Origin of the sequence: Actinobacillus capsulatus DSM 19761, from assembly GCF_000374285.1 — a bacterium.
GTDB lineage: Bacteria > Pseudomonadota > Gammaproteobacteria > Enterobacterales > Pasteurellaceae > Actinobacillus > Actinobacillus capsulatus.
On record NZ_KB893934.1, the window covers coordinates 1 to 17,298 of the forward strand.

Annotated in this window: 17 protein-coding genes; 1 reads left to right on the top strand and 16 read right to left on the bottom strand. The window is 40.1% G+C overall.

Going from position 1 to position 17,298, the window contains the following annotated elements; translation table 11 throughout:
- Positions 1–563 precede the first annotated feature (563 nt).
- The 12 genes from C228_RS0104240 to mnmG all read right to left on the bottom strand — a co-directional run bounded on the left by C228_RS0104240 (position 564) and on the right by mnmG (position 12,803).
- Positions 564–983, bottom strand: coding sequence for a F0F1 ATP synthase subunit epsilon (locus C228_RS0104240; RefSeq protein WP_018651450.1), 420 nt, complete (start codon positions 981–983; stop codon positions 564–566).
- A gap of 39 nt (positions 984–1,022) precedes the next feature.
- A complete protein-coding gene (gene atpD, locus C228_RS0104245; RefSeq protein ID WP_018651451.1) occupies positions 1,023–2,396 on the bottom strand; it encodes a F0F1 ATP synthase subunit beta in 1,374 nt (457 codons plus the stop codon).
- Between the two features lie 13 nt (positions 2,397–2,409).
- Positions 2,410–3,276 carry a F0F1 ATP synthase subunit gamma gene (gene atpG / locus C228_RS0104250; RefSeq protein ID WP_018651452.1) on the bottom strand — a complete coding sequence of 289 codons (867 nt, stop codon included), beginning with the start codon at positions 3,274–3,276 and terminating at the stop codon, positions 2,410–2,412.
- A gap of 22 nt (positions 3,277–3,298) precedes the next feature.
- The gene (gene atpA, locus C228_RS0104255) at positions 3,299–4,840 is read right to left on the bottom strand and encodes a F0F1 ATP synthase subunit alpha (RefSeq protein WP_018651453.1); all 1,542 of its coding nucleotides are present in this window, start codon (positions 4,838–4,840) and stop codon (positions 3,299–3,301) included.
- Between the two features lie 12 nt (positions 4,841–4,852).
- Complete coding sequence (gene atpH / locus C228_RS0104260) at positions 4,853–5,386, bottom strand: F0F1 ATP synthase subunit delta (protein ID WP_018651454.1); 534 nt, start codon at positions 5,384–5,386, stop codon at positions 4,853–4,855.
- A 13-nt stretch (positions 5,387–5,399) separates the two neighbouring features.
- A complete protein-coding gene (atpF, locus tag C228_RS0104265; RefSeq protein WP_018651455.1) occupies positions 5,400–5,870 on the bottom strand; it encodes a F0F1 ATP synthase subunit B in 471 nt (156 codons plus the stop codon).
- Positions 5,871–5,929: 59 nt separating this feature from the next.
- The gene (gene atpE, locus C228_RS0104270; protein ID WP_005599073.1) at positions 5,930–6,184 is read right to left on the bottom strand and encodes a F0F1 ATP synthase subunit C; all 255 of its coding nucleotides are present in this window, start codon (positions 6,182–6,184) and stop codon (positions 5,930–5,932) included.
- Positions 6,185–6,352: 168 nt separating this feature from the next.
- A complete protein-coding gene (gene atpB / locus C228_RS0104275; RefSeq protein ID WP_018651456.1) occupies positions 6,353–7,141 on the bottom strand; it encodes a F0F1 ATP synthase subunit A in 789 nt (262 codons plus the stop codon).
- A 24-nt stretch (positions 7,142–7,165) separates the two neighbouring features.
- The gene (locus C228_RS0104280) at positions 7,166–7,549 is read right to left on the bottom strand and encodes an ATP synthase subunit I (protein ID WP_018651457.1); all 384 of its coding nucleotides are present in this window, start codon (positions 7,547–7,549) and stop codon (positions 7,166–7,168) included.
- Positions 7,550–7,875: 326 nt separating this feature from the next.
- Positions 7,876–10,074: a TonB-dependent receptor domain-containing protein gene (locus tag C228_RS0104285; RefSeq protein ID WP_018651458.1), complete on the bottom strand. Its 2,199-nt coding sequence runs from the start codon at positions 10,072–10,074 to the stop codon at positions 7,876–7,878.
- Between the two features lie 205 nt (positions 10,075–10,279).
- Entirely contained in the window at positions 10,280–10,897 is a 618-nt protein-coding gene (gene rsmG, locus C228_RS0104290; protein ID WP_018651459.1) for a 16S rRNA (guanine(527)-N(7))-methyltransferase RsmG, read from the bottom strand.
- Between the two features lie 13 nt (positions 10,898–10,910).
- Positions 10,911–12,803, bottom strand: coding sequence for a tRNA uridine-5-carboxymethylaminomethyl(34) synthesis enzyme MnmG (gene mnmG / locus C228_RS0104295; RefSeq protein WP_018651460.1), 1,893 nt, complete (start codon positions 12,801–12,803; stop codon positions 10,911–10,913).
- Between the two features lie 473 nt (positions 12,804–13,276).
- On the opposite strand from mnmG, the gene C228_RS0104300 reads away from it, so the two are divergent.
- Positions 13,277–14,068, top strand: a complete 792-nt coding sequence (locus C228_RS0104300; RefSeq protein ID WP_018651461.1) for a Cof-type HAD-IIB family hydrolase — start codon at positions 13,277–13,279, stop codon at positions 14,066–14,068.
- A 54-nt stretch (positions 14,069–14,122) separates the two neighbouring features.
- Here the strand turns inward: C228_RS0104300 and C228_RS0104305 are convergent, their stop codons facing one another.
- From C228_RS0104305 to C228_RS0104320, 4 genes are all read right to left on the bottom strand, one after another.
- Complete coding sequence (locus tag C228_RS0104305; RefSeq protein WP_018651462.1) at positions 14,123–14,491, bottom strand: hypothetical protein; 369 nt, start codon at positions 14,489–14,491, stop codon at positions 14,123–14,125.
- 88 nt (positions 14,492–14,579) lie between these two features.
- The gene (manZ, locus tag C228_RS0104310) at positions 14,580–15,407 is read right to left on the bottom strand and encodes a PTS mannose transporter subunit IID (protein ID WP_018651463.1); all 828 of its coding nucleotides are present in this window, start codon (positions 15,405–15,407) and stop codon (positions 14,580–14,582) included.
- Positions 15,408–15,417: 10 nt separating this feature from the next.
- On the bottom strand, positions 15,418–16,212 hold the full coding sequence (locus C228_RS0104315; RefSeq protein ID WP_018651464.1) for a PTS mannose/fructose/sorbose transporter subunit IIC: 795 nt from the start codon (positions 16,210–16,212) through the stop codon (positions 15,418–15,420).
- A 14-nt stretch (positions 16,213–16,226) separates the two neighbouring features.
- A complete protein-coding gene (locus tag C228_RS0104320; protein ID WP_018651465.1) occupies positions 16,227–17,195 on the bottom strand; it encodes a mannose/fructose/sorbose PTS transporter subunit IIA in 969 nt (322 codons plus the stop codon).
- Between the last annotated feature and the right edge of the window lie 103 nt (positions 17,196–17,298).

Genomic DNA, 17,298 nt, shown 5'->3' on the forward strand with positions numbered 1-17,298 from the left:
CATGTGTTAAGCCTGCCGCCAGCGTTCAATCTGAGCCATGATCAAACTCTTCAATTCAAAAAGTTTAATCGCTCAATAAACTGCTTAGCTAAGTTTACATTCTACTTCTAAAGTAAAAATGAATTTCTAGTTTAAGCACCTATTAAGACTTCAAAATCAAAAATATTTTTTAATTAAGTCAATCAACAAGTGCCCACACAGATTGTCTGATAAATTGTTAAAGAACAAAAAACAACGACGCACTGCATTAAATCTAATTTCTCACAACAGTGCGTCGTTGTGTGGCGTGCATTATAGAGAAATATGAAATCCTTGCAAGTACTTTTTTGCAAAAAGTTTAGAAAAATCTACCGCTTGCTAATTTTTAGAACAAAACGAATAAATTATTAACAATAATCGAATAAAACTTAATTCTTTCTTTTAATTCTAAGAATATTTCACTGCAACGATATATAAGAATAGCTTAACAAAGATATATAAGAATAGCTTAACAAAATATAAAATAGAGGAATATTAAGAAGTAGAAAAAGAAAAACCTCAGTGTTTTCACTGAGGTTTTTTGATTAACGTCTATTTGCTAATTTCGAATTTACAATTTCATAAACTCGTAATTTAGCAATTTCACGAGATAGTTTTGCAGAAAGCTCTGCATTATTTGATTTGCTTAATGTATCTTCTGCTTTACGTTTTGCAGCAAGGATTCGTTGTTGATCCAACTCTTCACCGCGAATCGCAATATCAGCAAGAACAGTCACAATAGTTGGCTGAACTTCTAAAAAGCCGCCAGACACATAGATAAACTCTTCTTTACCACCTTCAAGTGTGTATTTAACCATACCAGGTTTAATCGAGGTTAATAAAGGTGTATGTCCTGCATATACTCCTAACTCACCATCAATACCCGTTACACGAACGCTAATTACATCGCCATTAAAGATTTCTTTTTCAGCACTTACGATACTAAGCTCAAATTGAGATGCCATGTTGTTCTCCTTTAGTTCCTAATTGAGGTTAGGGAACAATTACATCTTGCTCGCTCTTTCCACTACTTCGTCAATAGAACCCGCCATATAGAACGCTTGTTCTGGAATATGGTCGAATTCACCTTCTAAGATACCTTTGAAGCCACGGATTGTATCTTTTAATGATACATATTTACCCGGAGAACCAGTAAATACTTCCGCAACGAAGAATGGTTGTGATAAGAAACGTTCGATCTTACGTGCACGAGCAACCACTAATTTATCGTCTTCAGATAATTCATCCATACCTAAAATAGCGATGATATCTTTTAACTCTTTATAGCGTTGTAATGTACCTTGTACGCCACGTGCTACATTATAGTGTTCTTCACCAACAACTAATGGATCTAATTGACGAGAAGTTGAATCTAATGGGTCAACCGCTGGGTAAATACCAAGAGATGCGATATTACGGCTTAATACCACTGTTGAGTCTAAGTGTGCGAAAGTTGTTGCCGGAGATGGATCCGTTAAGTCATCCGCAGGAACATAAACCGCTTGAACAGAGGTAATAGAACCTGTTTTAGTTGAAGTAATACGTTCTTGTAATACACCCATTTCTTCTGCAAGTGTCGGCTGATAACCTACCGCAGATGGCATACGACCTAATAATGCAGATACCTCTGTACCAGCTAAGGTATAACGGTAAATATTATCTACGAAGAATAATACATCACGACCTTCATCACGGAATTTTTCTGCCATAGTTAAGCCTGTTAAAGCAACACGAAGACGGTTACCTGGTGGCTCATTCATCTGACCGTAAACAAGTGATACTTTGTCTAATACGTTAGAATCCGTCATTTCGTGATAGAAGTCATTACCTTCACGCGTACGCTCACCAACACCTGCGAATACTGAGTAACCTGAGTGTTCGATCGCGATATTACGGATTAATTCCATCATATTAACGGTTTTACCTACGCCCGCACCACCGAATAAACCAACTTTACCACCTTTCGCAAATGGACAAATTAAGTCAATAACTTTGATACCGGTTTCAAGTAATTCCGTGCTGTTTGATTGTTCTTCGTAGCTTGGTGCTGCACGGTGAATATCCCAACGAGCATCTTCGCCGATAGGACCTTTTTCATCGATCGGTTCACCTAATACATTCATAATACGACCAAGAGTCTTAGTACCAACCGGTACTTGAATCGGGTTACCCGTATTTTCAACTTTTAAGCCACGTTTTAAACCGTCTGATGTACCTAATGCGATACAACGCACAAGTCCACCACCTAATTGTTGTTGAACTTCAAGGGTTAAACCTGATTCAACTTTTAAGGCATCATATACTTTTGGTACTGCATCTTGCGGGAATTCAACGTCGATTACCGCACCGATAATCTGTACAATTTTTCCTGTTGCCATTACCTATTCTCCATTAAATTGCCGCGGCACCCGCAACAATTTCGTTTAATTCATTTGTAATGCTTGCTTGGCGAGCTTTGTTATACACTAATTGTAATTCATCAATTAATGTACCCGCATTATCTGTTGCGGCTTTCATCGCTACCATTCGAGCGGCTTGTTCAGAAGCAAGGTTATCGACAACTGCTTGATATACCTGAGTTTCTAAATAACGAACAAGTAAACTGTCCAATAAAACTTGTGGACTTGGTTCATAGATATAATCCCATGAACCTTTAGTTTCTAATTCATCATCTTCTAGTTTAGGTAATGGAAGTAATTGTGCAATAACAGGTTTTTGCGACATCGTATTTTCAAAACGGTTATAAGCGATATAAACCGCATCCACTTCACCATTGCGATAAGCGTTAATCATTTCATTAACCGCACCGACAATACGTTCCATTTCAGGATTATCACCTAAGCCCGTTACCTGAGATCTCACATTTAAACCGAGACTTTGGTAAAAGCTCACGCCTTTTGAACCTACTAAGCCAAGCTCAACACTAACGTTTTTATCTTTCCACGTTTTAAATTCATTCAAAGTCGCTTTGAATAAATTGATATTAAGACCGCCACATAAGCCACGATCGGTTGATACGACAAAGTAACCAACTTTTTTAATATCTCGTTCAGTTAAAAACGGGTGCTTATAACCAATGCTTCCTTTAGCAATATGGCTAATCACCTTACGGATTGTTTCCGAATAAGGACGACCGGCAGCCATACGCTCTTGCGTTTTACGCATTTTAGAGGTAGCAACCATTTCCATTGCTTTGGTGATTTTTTGGGTATTTTTCACACTCGCAATTTTGGTTCTTATCTCTTTAGCACCTGCCATAATCTTTCTCCGCTAGTCGTGATTACCACGCACCGTTCTTTTTGAAGTCTTCTACGATAGCTTTTAATTGATCCTTGATTGAATCGTTATAATCGCCAGATTTTGCTAAATCCTTCATAAAACCAGTGTGGTTACTATTTGCGTAAGCAAGTAAAGCAGATTCGAATGAACCGATACGCTCAAGTTCTACATCATCTAAATAACCAAATTCAGCCGCAAAAAGAATTAATGCTTGTTCACTTACTGGCATTGGCGCAAATTGTTTTTGTTTAAGTAATTCTGTTACTTTCTGACCGTGAGAAAGTTGCTTACGTGTCGCATCATCTAAGTCTGAAGCAAACTGAGCAAACGCCGCTAATTCACGATACTGAGCTAATGCGGTACGAATACCGCCAGATAATTTCTTAATTACTTTAGTTTGCGCTGCAGAACCTACACGAGATACCGAAATACCCGGGTTTACCGCTGGACGGATACCTGAGTTAAATAGGCTTGATTCTAAGAAGATCTGACCGTCAGTAATTGAAATTACGTTTGTAGGAACGAACGCAGATACGTCACCTGCTTGTGTTTCGATAATAGGTAATGCCGTTAATGAACCGGTTTGACCTTTTACCGCACCGTTAGTGAAACGCTCTACATAATCCGCACTTACACGTGCAGCACGCTCTAATAAACGAGAGTGTAGGTAGAATACGTCACCTGGGAAAGCTTCACGACCTGGCGGACGGCGTAATAATAATGAAATTTGACGATAAGCAACCGCTTGTTTAGATAAATCATCGTAAACAATTAACGCATCTTCACCGCGATCACGGAAATATTCGCCCATTGCACAACCAGAGTATGGTGCAAGATATTGTAGTGCCGCAGATTCAGAAGCTGATGCTACAACAACGATTGTATTTGCTAATGCGCCATGCTCTTCTAATTTACGTACTACGTTAGCGATAGTAGATGCTTTTTGACCGATTGCGACATAGATACATTTAATACCTGAATCTTTCTGTGCAATGATCGCATCGATTGCTAATGCTGTTTTACCTGTCTGACGATCACCGATGATTAACTCACGTTGACCACGACCGATTGGAACCATTGAGTCAACCGCTTTATAACCGGTTTGTACTGGTTGATCTACCGATTGACGATCGATAACCCCCGGAGCGATCACTTCGACAGGAGAGAAACCATCATTATCGATTTCACCTTTACCATCGATCGGTTGGCCAAGTGTATTTACTACACGACCTAATAAGCCACGACCTACCGGCACTTCTAAAATACGACCGGTACATTTTACCGTCATACCTTCAGCTAAGTCAGCATAAGGTCCCATTACTACCGCACCTACAGAATCACGTTCTAGGTTTAGAGCAATAGCATAACGATTGCCAGGTAATTCGATCATTTCACCTTGCATTACATCAGCAAGGCCATGGATACGAATAATACCATCACTTACTGAAACGATTGTCCCAGTGCTTTGAGCTTCGCTCACCACATCAAACTGGGCAATACGCTTTTTAATCAATTCACTAATTTCAGTTGAATTTAGTTGCATTTTTTATTCCTCTTACAAGCTCAACGCTTGGCTTAAGCGATTTAACTGACCACGGCTACTGCCATCAATGACAACATCATCATACTTAATAATAATGCCAGCAATGAGAGAGTTATCTAATTGAACAGTTAAACGTACTTTTTGATTTAAGCGTTTTTCCATCGCGCTTGCGATTTTATCGATTTGTGCTTGACTTAATTCGCTTGCCGAAACAACGATAATATCTTTTACCGCTTCATGTTGCGCACGTAACTCAATAAATTCATTAAGTACCGCAAGTAACACAACAAGACGTTTGTTCTCAGCCATTACACGAATAAAATTTTGCCCATATTGGTCCAGCTGGTCGCTACAAATTTGGAGAAAAGTTTCCGAAATCTGACCGCTTGCAAGAGACGAATTAATATAATCCGCCACCTGTTCATTCTCAGCAACTAATGCTGAAAACTGTAACATTTCTTGCCATTTATCCAACTGACCTTGCTCTAAAGCAAAATCAAAAGCTGCTTTAGCGTAGGGGCGAGCTACTGTACTTAATTCTGACATCTGCCCCACCTTGTTATAGTTCTGCAACTAGCTTATCAATAATGTCATTGTTCGCTGCTTGATCAACAGAACGACCAACAATCTTCTCTGCGCCGGCAAGAGCCAAGGCAGCCACTTTTTGACGAAGTTCTTCTTGAACACGTTTACGCTCGCTTTCTACTTCTGCGCGACCTTGTTCAATAATACGTTGACGTTCGATTTCAGCTTCTGCTTGTACAGATTCTAAAATTTCATTACGACGTTTGGTTGCTAAATCAATAATTTTCTGTGCTTCTTCTTTCGCTTTGAGGATTTCTTGATCCGCTGCAGCTTTAGAATCTGCTTGTTCTTGTCTCGCTTTTTCAGCTGATGCTAAAGCGTTAGCGATATTCGCTTGGCGCTCTTCGATCGCTTTAATAAGCGGTGGCCAAACATATTTCATACAAAACGCAACGAACAGTGCGAATGCAATAAGTTGACCAATTAGTGTTGCATTTAAATTCACAACGCCCTCCTAAAAGTCGGTTAAGTTATTCAAAGAATAACGGAAAAGAGAGACCCGACTTATTTCAATAAATCAATGAACGGGTTCGCGAAGATGAAAAGTAAAGAAATACCTACAGCGATCATTGCGATAGCATCTAAAAGACCTGCCACGATGAACATTTTAGTTTGTAAGCTACTTGCTAATTCAGGTTGACGAGCAGATGATTCTAAGAATTTACCACCTAAGATCGCAAAGCCAATAGCTGTACCAAGTGCAGCGAAAGCTAATAAAATTGATGCACCAATAATTGTTGCTGTGATTACAGATTCCATAATGTTCTCCATTAAGTTAAGGAATAATGCCCGAAGGCGGTTAGTCTAAAAAATGTGTTTACTTTCAATTGAAAATAAACGGGATTGTAAGGATGCACTAAGTGCATCCACTCAAATACATTTGCAAAATGTTTACTGTTTTTGACCGCTTGTAATGCGCAAAACGCCTTAGTGATCTGCTTTGTTATAAGCAATACTTAAGTAAACAATCGTTAACATCATAAAGATGAATGCTTGAAGCGTAATAACCAAAATATGGAAAATCGCCCAGACTAAATGTAATGGAATACCTAGCGCTTGAAGCGCAAAGTTATCAGCCATATACATCACGGCAATTAGAATGAAAATTAACTCACCTGCATACATATTACCGAACAAACGGAATGCCAATGAAATTGGTTTTGCAAGTAATGTCACCGTTTCAAGAATGAAGTTTACTGGAATGAATGCCCAGTGATTAAATGGGTGTAAAGTATATTCTTTCACTAAGCCGCCAAAGCCTTTAGATTTCACGGTATAGAATAAAATTAAGAAAAATACGCAGATAGACATACCCAGTGTTGCGCTAATATCCGCAGTTGGTACTGCACGAAGGTAATGAATACCAAATAAATTTGTGAGTTGAGGAAGGAAATCAACCGGTACTAAGTCGATCGCATTCATGATAAACACCCAGCAGAAAATCGTTAATGCCAGTGGTGCAATCATGTTGCGAGGACCATGGAAATTGTCTTTCACAAGCCCATCAACCCACTCAATCACAATTTCGACAAAGCATTGTAATTTCCCTGGTACTCCTGATGTTGCCGTTTTAGCCACACGAGAGAATACGAAAAGGAAAATCACACCCGCTAATAAAGAGAAGAAGAGTGTATCTAAATGCACAGCCCAAAAGCCTTCACCCGAACTTAAAAAGCTCAAGTGGTGGCTAATATATTCTGCAGTCGTTCCAGCCATAATCTATCCTTTTAGAATTAAAATTTAGTAAGAGCGCTTGCTTAACACAAACGGAATGACGTTATTGAGCAACAACGCCACAAAATAGCCTACAAAAAAAAGTACCAGATGAAGTTCAGGAATGAACTTCAAGCTGGCAACGATCAGCATGATTGTTGCCAGCCATTTCAGCCCTTCCCCGCGATAGAAAGCGGTCATTTTTGACTGATTTTTTGCAGATTCTTTAAAGAAAATCCAATAGACAAACAATACATGCGGTAAAAAGCTAGCCAAACTCCCGCCCAAAAAGGCGAGACCTTGATTTACATTCAGCACCGCCAGCACGATAGCAGCGACGAAAATAACGCCAAATTCAATGGTTAATGCCTTACGATAATGTTGTTTTGCTTTATTGATTACAGCAGACATTTTTGCCTCATTCTGATTAAATTTAACCACACTAGGCTAATGATAGCCCACTGTAAAATCAATGAAAAATACGTTTAGAATTATACTCCACAAACGCTGACTTTCAAAACAAAAGCGGTATAAAAAGCGTTGTCTTTTACAAAAATGTTAAAAAACATTACTAATTGTTAATTTAGTAAGCAAAAGTAAAAAGACTTTTAGCGCAACCCAACAGCTTTTTATAATTTGGCACAACTGGCTAACCCGTTTTTAAGCCACGAAACATTTACGCTCATTTAATTCAAAAGAAAAATCCCATAAGTTTTCACTTATGGGATTATCGTTAATTAGAATTCATAACGCACACCGAGGTTAAAATGACGCCCTGGGGCAGTATAACGATCGGCATTGGCGGCATCAATACCAATCGGTGGACTGCCAGCCGTAGTCGCCTCACCTTTTAACAAGGCAAGATAAGAAATATCGTTCCAGTTCCAATATTTTTTATCAAACAGATTGTTGATATTCGCCGTTAGTGTTAATGATTTAACCGGTTTCCAATAAAAACCAAGATCAACCAAACTATAACCGCCCGTTGGGTTGTACATTGAACCATTAATATCTTTATCCGCTTTACCACGCGTATAAGTCCAACGCACATCTGCGCCATAGAATTCGCCTTCATAGCCCAAGCCTAATTGTGCTTTCAATGGCTGAATACTATTAATCGGTGTTTTTACACCATCATTTTTCGCGGAACCACGTGCATAAGCAATCCCCGCCGTTGAATAGAAATCTTCATAGAAATGCCATTTTGCTTGCGCGGTTAGCCCATAAATTTTCGCTTTATCGCTATTTTGGTATTGTAAAAACTGCGTGTAACCTGACATTTGGCTGGTTAAATCACGCCAATCAATAAAGTTTTTATAACGATTGTAATAACCTGCCACACGGTATTGTAAGGTTTCTGTTTGACCTTTGAAGCCAAGCTCAAAGTTATTCGCTGTCTCTGACTTCAGATTTGGATTCCCCACCACAGCAATTTCAACCGTTTGCATACCACGACCAGGTATATAATATTGCACGGTTTCGCCAAATGAAGAAGTTAATTGTTGTGAAGACGGTGTTCTTACCCCTCGCGAATATTGAAAGAAGGGTTCAAATTGCGCCGCAATTTTCCATTCTAAACCTAATTTAGGGATAAATTTTGTTTCATGCTGCTTGCTTACCGCAACATCTCGTGAGCCAGCTTGGCTATAATGTCCCTCCATTGATGGATTCACACGATAATGTGCCACGCCCAAATGTGGCGTAATGACCACATCGCCCAGCGCAATTTGATCTTCAACATATAACGTCGCTTTATCTTGCGTCGCATTGGCTGTCGGTTTTTTATTTGCCACAGCTCCATACGCAGGACGGTCTAAATAGAGATAATTATCTAAATCAGTACGGCTATAACTCGCGCCATAACGCAAAACCTGTGGAATAGCTGACTCAATCACACTGATTAAATCACTGGTAAAGCCCCAACTTTTGGTTTTACTTTCAGAAGTTTCATGACGGTAATTGCTAGCTGATTGGCGCAAGCGATCATTATGCGTACGCGCATTTTGGAAATACACATGAGTAGTTGCTTTTTGAACGGCGCCTTCTTGAGCATGGTATTCATGGCCAAGAGAAAAACGGTGACGTTTTACACTGTCTGTGCTATTGCCTGAAGTTTGTGTTCCCGTACGAGCATCAATACGCGTGCCATCTTTGGATAATAAATCGGTTTCTGTTTTTTTAGATTGGCTTTCAAAATCAAATTTAAGTTGATGACGATCGTTAATCTGATAAGCGTGCTTTGTTAATACGTACACATTTTTGCTATCTGCAGGGTTTGCTTTAGTACGAGAATCTCCCGTGCCGCCTACTGTGCCTTGATTTTCTGTTTCATCACCACTACGCACCGTGGACATCACCATGCCTTGATAGCCTGCGACTGCCACTGCGCCTGCCGCCGTTAAATAGCCTGAATTATCTTTACTGTCATAGCCTGTTCCAACAAATCCACCACTCACACGACCTTTCAGAACATCTTGTGGCGTCAGCGTATTGAAATTCACGCTACTTGATAATGCACGTTCAGAACCAACATAATCCACCGTTGCACTGCGTAACGCGGTCGGTTCTACATAATCCCCACGCCCAAATTCCATGCCATAAGAAATAAAATGTTTGGCTTCTTGCGCTTCTGGCAACTCAATACCATCAATCGTTGTTTCAACTCGGTTATCCTGCAATCCACGCACATTCACCCCTTGGTTACCCGAACGGCTACTTTGCAAATCCGACACGCTTACATCCAAGCTATTTGCAAAAAGATCTTTAATATCACCCGCTTGTTGTCGCTGAATTTGTTGTTGAGTGATCACCTGCGAAGAGGATTTATCTGCTTGTGCCACAACCGAAACTTCACCCAGTTGCGTACTCTGTTGTTCCGCAGAAACATTGGCACATAACGTCGCCACAAAAATGGCAAGATAACTTTTGTTGAACATAAAATTTCCTTATTGAGTAAAATAAGAATAATTGTTATTTAAATACGTTCAAATTTCAAGTCATGATAGTTGATTAATTCTCTCAACAATTTATTTTTCTTTGATCTAATCAAAACAAAATAAAAAAGCGGTTAAATTTTCCTAACACTTTGCCTATTGCAAAAAATCAGGAAATTTAACCGCTTGTATCATCAGCCCGTGCCGATTATTCTGTTTTTTCTAACACCACTAAATGACGTTCGCCGACTAATTCAGGCACGTTCAATTTAATCACATTGGCAAGTTTTACCGCTTTTTCGACCGCTTGCACTTCTACTTCATTATACACACCTTTTAGCGCATAGAATTTCCCGTTCGCATTCGGCAAATGGTAACACCAATTTACCATATCATTGAGCGAAGCAAATGCACGGCTTAAAACACCGTCAAATTCATTTTCAGTGTATTCTTCCACTCGATTCAGGATTGGAGTTACATTGGCAATTCCCAGCTCTCTGAGGGCGTTTTTGATGAAGGTAATACGTTTACCAAGGCTATCCAATACAAAAAATCGCTTATCAGGATTCACTATCGCCAGCGGAATACCCGGCAAACCTGGTCCTGTGCCTACATCAATAAATTTTTCACCCTGTAAATGCTCACTAACTACCAGACTATCTAAAATATGTTTCACTAACATTTCATCTGGATTACGCACCGAAGTCAGATTATAGACTTTGTTCCATTTATCTAACAAGCGCACAAACCCTACAAGCTGATCTTTTTGCTGCTCGGTTAACTGAATATTTGCTTGTGTGAGCAAGCGGTCTAATTTTGCTTTCATTTTGCAAATTTCCTTATAGCTCGCCGCGTTTAAGCATACCTTGCTTTTTCAAATTCACGAGAAGAATTGAAATGGCTGCTGGCGTAATACCTGAAATACGACTTGCTTGTCCAATTGAAACCGGACGATGTTGCATAAGCTTCGCACGCACTTCGTTTGACAGACTCTCAACTTTGTCATAATCAAATTCAGCCGGAATTAAGGTATTTTCATGACGTTTATGACGTTCAATCTCATTTTGCTGATGTTCGATATAACCTTGGTATTTAATCGAAATTTCAACTTGTTCAGTGGCTTGTTTATCGTCTAAAGCTGGAGCAAATGCAGCAACTTGTGTGAGTTTGTCATAAGTCACTTCCGGGCGACGTAATAAATCTTCGCCGCTTGCTTCACGGGTAAGCGGACTGCTTACTAATTCGTTTACTGCTGTTAAGTGTTCTGATTGTGGATGAATCCAAATTTGTTTTAAACGTTCACGTTCACGTTCGATATTTTCCATTTTCTGGTTGAATCTCGCCCAACGTGCGTTATCAATCAAACCTAACTCGTATGCAATAGATGTTAAACGAATATCAGCGTTATCTTCACGTAGCAATAAACGATATTCCGCACGCGAGGTAAATACACGATACGGTTCTTTTGTGCCAAGCGTACAAAGGTCATCAACCAATACACCGGTATAAGCAAGATCACGTGTAGGGAACCACGCTTCTTTGCCCTGAACCTGTAATGCTGCATTAATACCAGCTAACAAACCTTGTGCAGCCGCTTCTTCATAACCAGTCGTACCGTTAATCTGACCGGCAAAGAATAAACCTTCAATCGCCTTAGTTTCTAACGTCGGTTTTAGATCACGTGGGTCGAAATAATCGTATTCAATAGCATAACCCGGTTTAATAATGCGTGTGTTTTCTAAACCCTTCATCGAATTTACAATCCCCATCTGTACGTCAAACGGTAAGCTAGTTGAAATCCCGTTCGGGTAAACTTCAATTGTGCTTAAACCTTCAGGCTCAAGATAAATTTGGTGACTATTGCGATCACTAAAACGCATCACTTTATCTTCGATCGATGGACAGTAGCGCGGACCGATCCCTTCAATAATACCAGTATACATCGGGCTACGATCTAGACTATTTCGGATCAAGTCATGCGTTTGTTCGTTGGTATGTGTGATATAACATGGAATTTGACGCGGATGGAGATCGACCGAACCCATAAATGACATTACTGGTAATTCCGCATCACCATGCTGTTTCGGCAATACATCAAAATTGATCGTACGAGCGTCTAAACGCGGTGGCGTACCTGTTTTAAGGCGATCAACACGTAAGTTCAGATCACGTAAACGATCTGCAAGCATTGTTGCTGCAGGATCACCTGCTCGACCACCGGCATAGTTGTCTAAACCGATATGAATTTTACCGGCAAGGAAAGTACCAGCGGTTAATACCACAGAACGTGCTTTAAAGATTAGCCCCATTTTAGTGACTGCACCCACCGCACGGTTATTTTCGACTAAAATATCAACCACTTCTTGTTGGAAAATATCTAAATTCGGTTGATTTTCTAGTGCGGTACGCACCGCTTGGCGGTAAAGCACTCGGTCTGCTTGCGCACGAGTGGCGCGTACAGCTGGTCCTTTAGAACTATTTAAAGTACGAAATTGGATCCCTGCTTGGTCGGTCGCAATTGCCATTAAACCGCCCATAGCATCGATCTCTTTTACTAAATGTCCTTTACCGATACCACCAATAGCCGGGTTACAAGACATTTGTCCTAAAGTATCTACATTATGTGTTAAAAGCAGGGTTTTTAATCCCATACGGGCTGGTGCGAGAGCCGCTTCAGTCCCAGCGTGGCCTCCACCAACCACAATAACATCGTAAATTTCACGATAAATCATATTCTTTGCCTTCGCTGTTTTATATTCGGTTTTACTTAAATAAAAGTTCGTTATTCTACCTTAAAACACATCGATCTGGAAAATGCAAATTTTTGGGTCTGAAACGTGATCTTAAGCTTGGATCTGCAGATCGCTAATAGTAACATAGATCTATGTATAGAGATCTTTATCGTTATAATTATTAGTGCTTTAAATGTTTGAGGATAAGTCTATTTTTAATAATGGAATCATAAAGTTACAGAAGATCTTTTTGTGTAAAGATCTTGAATGTTATTATGATCTTAATTGTGGATAAAAGGTTTAGTTATCCACAGGGAGGTAAACTTTTAAAGTTATTCTAGAATAAATCTCAAGTTTTAAAGAGGAAAATATAACGTTATCCACAAGTGAAAAAATAAATTATTGATGTAAAAATCTATTTAAAAGGCGTATAGTAAGCATCCTATTTAATAAATAAAAATGGAGTGAAGATAATGCAAACGACTCACTATCAAGCCGTTTTTAGCGATATTGACGGCACGTTGCTCAATAACCAACATCAAATAACACCGAAAACGGCAGCTGCCATTCAGCGTATCGCTCAACAGAACATTCCCTTTATTCTTGTCTCCGCTCGCCCACCTCTAGCTATCACTCCTTATTCTCAACAGATTCAAGCGAATCAGCCTATTATATGTTATAGTGGTGCATTAATTTTAGATCATGATCTAACCCCTCTTTATAGCGTGTCGATAGATGAATTGGAGCTCATACAATTGGAACAACAATTGCAGCCTTTTCAGTATTTATCTATTAATTATTATGCGAATACCTTATGGTTTAGTAATGATGTTGATAATTATTGGACCAAGCAAGAAGGCGAAATTACCGGCTTACAAGCGGTTAAAAAAGCCGAAAAACTTACCAATGTACACAAGATCTTGGTTATGGGGGAGGCGGATGAAATTTTGCGATTAGAAACGTTATTGAAATTCCTTTTTCCACAACTTTCCATTCATCGTTCTAAGGCGGAATATTTAGAAATTATGAACCGTAATGCAACAAAATCGGCAGCGATCCGTTTTATGCAAAAACGTTTAGGGATCGCAACTGAACATATTGTTGCCTTTGGCGATAATTTTAATGATCTTGATATGTTGCAATATGTTGGTTTCAGCGTGGCAATGGCTAACGCGCCGGATGAGATTAAAGCGGCGGCAAGTTATGTGACAGCATCAAATAATGATGATGGCATTGCATTAGTATTAGATAAGCTATTTTCATAAAGAGTAAGCGATCATATTTTTGTAAAACATTGCAAGAATACGACTGCTTATTAATTATTCGCTATTTTGTTTGACGAAATTGAGTAATACATCTATTTCGCGTTTTGCTTGCTCGGAAAGCACTTTGTTGTCATTTAACATTTGGGTACCGCGCAAGCGGATAAATTCTAAATAATCTTTGTTTTGGGTTTGTTCATATTGTTGTTTGGCCGCATATATCTCAGCAAAATATTTACGGGTTTGGCTAATCAACATTTTCTGACCAAACATCACAATAATCGCCAGTGCAAGTGCAATCACTGAGCCGTAACCATCTGTCGGGTAATATAAAACACCGGCGATAATAAATAATGCGGTAATCAGCATTGAGCTGTTTTTAATGTAAGGTTGTTCGGGGGCTTTGAGAGCTTTTTTTAAATCCATTGCAAAATTTCCTGTAAATTTGACTGCTTGTATTATAAAAAATACCCCCTCTTGGATAAAGAGGGGGTAAACGCTTTTATAGAATGAATTAAGCTAAAATGCCTAATCGATAACCTAAAATACCCACACCAAATAGTGCAAAGATAATGTACATCGCATTTACTTTCTTACGCAATAACCACATACATAAGAAGGTCAGCAATAATGCCGCTAAGCCCGGTAATAAGTCGTTAAGTACGCTTTGCACGGTGGTAACCACTTCTTCACCCATTGCATTTTTATAACGAGAAAGCTCAAAAGGTATATTGATACTGGTCCACTTCGACACCAAGGAACCCATCACAAATAAACCGAGAATAGAAGCACCTTGGGTTACTTTTTGCAGGCGACCGCCACCCATATCCGAAACGATTTCCGTCCCTTTTTGATAGCCGTATTTAAAGCCGTACCAACGGGTAAGCGCACGGCAAAGGTTAATGCCGATAAAGAACAATAGTGGACCAAGGATGCTACCGCTAATCGCTAAACCGGCACCAAGTGCGGCTAATACCGGACGTAAGGTTCCCCAGAAAATTGGGTCGCCGACACCGGCAAGCGGCCCCATTAAACCGACTTTCACCCCGCTAATCGCCGCATCGTCAATTGCCGCACCGTTAGCACGTTCTTGTTCCATCGCTGCGGTTACACCCATAATCGCAGAACCGACCCAAGGTTGGGTATTGAAGAACTCTAAGTGGCGTTTTAATGCTGCCGCTTGGTCTTCTTTACGGCTGTAAAGACGTTTAATCGTTGGGATCATTGATACGCAGAAGCCCATTGATTGCATACGTTCAAAGTTAAATGACCCTAATAGGAAAGTTGAACGCCAATAAGTCGCACGAATATCTGCACTGGTAAGTTGTTTTTTCTCTGACATAATTTGCTCCTTATAGACCTTCTAACTCGTTATCCGCTAATTTTTTAGTGGTGCGAGGTGCATTTACCGATTGGTTGAATTGTGGGTTTAATTGGATGTAAAGCATTGCTAAACACGCACCTAAGAAACCAAGACCGACTAAGTTGTAGTTTGAGAATGATGCAATTATAAAGCCCATAAAGAAGAACGGCATTAACGCACCGGCACGCATCATATTGATAACCATCGCATAACCTACCACCACGATAAAGCCACCTGCGATTTGTAAGCCACGGGTTACCACTTCAGGAATCGCATTTAACGCTTCGGTTACCGCATCGGTACCGGCTACCAGCGCTACGAAGAAGGTTGGAATCGCAACACGTAACGCTTGTAAAGAAAGACCGGCAAAGTGACAGAACTCAATGCCACGGAAGTTTGCTTGTTCTGCAAATTTATCCGCTTTATGTTGTAAGAAGATGGTTAGGGTACGCACGAAAATGGTTAATACCTGACCTGCTGCCGCTACCGGAATAGCGATTGCGATTGCTGTGCCTTTATCTTGACCTCCTTTGATTACTAAGATTGCCGCAATCACAGACGCTAATGCTGCATCCGGCGCCATTGCTGCACCCACGTTCATCCAGCCTAAGGCTAACATTTCTAGTGTACCGCCAACGATAATACCAGTTTGTAAATCGCCTAACACCCAGCCGATTAAGGTACAAGCCACAAGTGGGCGGTGGGTTTGACGTTCATCAAGTACGGAACCCATACCGCAGATTGCAGCTACTAAGGTTACTAAAATAATTTCAATACTAGTCATAATAAAATCCTTAATTAGAATTTGATTGCATCAAGACGCGCTTTATCAAGCGGTTCTTTTTTGTTTGCCGCCACTTGTTGTAACGACATATCTACGCCTAACTCGAGGAGTTTGTAGAATGCGGCTAAATCGATTTGGTTAATCGCCACCGCTTGAGAGATAAGTTTGTCACCTTCACGGAAAGTCATACCGCCGACATTGACATTTTTAATATTTACGCCGCCTTCAATTAAGCGAACGATATCTGACGGGTTGGTTACCAACCAAATAATGTTTTTACCGGCGTATTTAGGGTTATGCCAGACTTTGATCGCTTTATCGACCGTAATCACATAGCCTTTTAAGTGTTCCGGTACGATTTGTAGCAATAATTCACGACGAATATCGTCATTTGCCACTTCATCACTGATCGCAAAAATTGCTTCACATTTCACCGTTTTCGCCCAAGACGTCATCACTTGACCGTGAATTAACCGGCTGTCGATACGCATTAATGAAATATTCATACGTCCGTTCGGATCGAAATTGGCAGGAAGATATGAGGATTCTTCGTAAGAGGCTTCCTCTGATGGAACTGAATATGTTGGTTGTGGGGTATGGAAGGTTTTAACGCTTAAGTGTCCGACTTCTTTTGCCGTTGCAGCAAGTTCGGTTGCTGTTTTTGCATCGGCTGAAGCATCCATAACTTCAAGTAGCATTGGTAGGTTTGTACCGGTTACGATATCGTCTTGCGGACGTTTTGCGACAATTCTAGCTGCCGCATTGTACGGGCTACCGCCAAATAAATCGACCAAGAACAGGACGCTATCGGTAGGCTGAAGCGTCGCAATAATCGCTTCATATTTTTCGACTAGCGTATCTTGACCTTCTCCCGGCACAAAGATAACCGGATGAATATTATCCGTTTCTCCATATACCATTTGTGCGGAATTGACCAACTCTAGGGCTAATTTGCCATGAGCGGCGATGATCAAATGCACCATTTTTCACCTCTGTGTTTGTGTTCATTTATTAATTTGCTAAACCGCTTTAGCGGTGTGGTGAGAATATGAAAACGTTTGCTTTTTTGCAAACAGATAATGGCAA

Bases quoted from the DNA above. Each gene is read 5' to 3' on its own strand.
- atpD (WP_018651451.1), bottom strand. From the start codon at position 2,396: ATGGCAACAGGAAAAATTGTACAGATTATCGGTGCGGTAATCGACGTT.
- C228_RS0104315 (WP_018651464.1), bottom strand. From the start codon at position 16,212: ATGACTAGTATTGAAATTATTTTAGTAACCTTAGTAGCTGCAATCTGC.
- rsmG (WP_018651459.1), bottom strand. From the start codon at position 10,897: ATGAAAGCAAAATTAGACCGCTTGCTCACACAAGCAAATATTCAGTTA.
- atpB (WP_018651456.1), bottom strand. From the start codon at position 7,141: ATGGCTGGAACGACTGCAGAATATATTAGCCACCACTTGAGCTTTTTA.
- mnmG (WP_018651460.1), bottom strand. From the start codon at position 12,803: ATGATTTATCGTGAAATTTACGATGTTATTGTGGTTGGTGGAGGCCAC.
- C228_RS0104305 (WP_018651462.1), bottom strand. From the start codon at position 14,491: ATGGATTTAAAAAAAGCTCTCAAAGCCCCCGAACAACCTTACATTAAA.
- atpA (WP_018651453.1), bottom strand. From the start codon at position 4,840: ATGCAACTAAATTCAACTGAAATTAGTGAATTGATTAAAAAGCGTATT.
- C228_RS0104320 (WP_018651465.1), bottom strand. From the start codon at position 17,195: ATGGTGCATTTGATCATCGCCGCTCATGGCAAATTAGCCCTAGAGTTG.
- C228_RS0104240 (WP_018651450.1), bottom strand. From the start codon at position 983: ATGGCATCTCAATTTGAGCTTAGTATCGTAAGTGCTGAAAAAGAAATC.
- C228_RS0104300 (WP_018651461.1), top strand. From the start codon at position 13,277: ATGCAAACGACTCACTATCAAGCCGTTTTTAGCGATATTGACGGCACG.
- manZ (WP_018651463.1), bottom strand. From the start codon at position 15,407: ATGTCAGAGAAAAAACAACTTACCAGTGCAGATATTCGTGCGACTTAT.
- atpE (WP_005599073.1), bottom strand. From the start codon at position 6,184: ATGGAATCTGTAATCACAGCAACAATTATTGGTGCATCAATTTTATTA.
- atpG (WP_018651452.1), bottom strand. From the start codon at position 3,276: ATGGCAGGTGCTAAAGAGATAAGAACCAAAATTGCGAGTGTGAAAAAT.
- C228_RS0104280 (WP_018651457.1), bottom strand. From the start codon at position 7,549: ATGTCTGCTGTAATCAATAAAGCAAAACAACATTATCGTAAGGCATTA.
- C228_RS0104285 (WP_018651458.1), bottom strand. From the start codon at position 10,074: ATGTTCAACAAAAGTTATCTTGCCATTTTTGTGGCGACGTTATGTGCC.
- atpH (WP_018651454.1), bottom strand. From the start codon at position 5,386: ATGTCAGAATTAAGTACAGTAGCTCGCCCCTACGCTAAAGCAGCTTTT.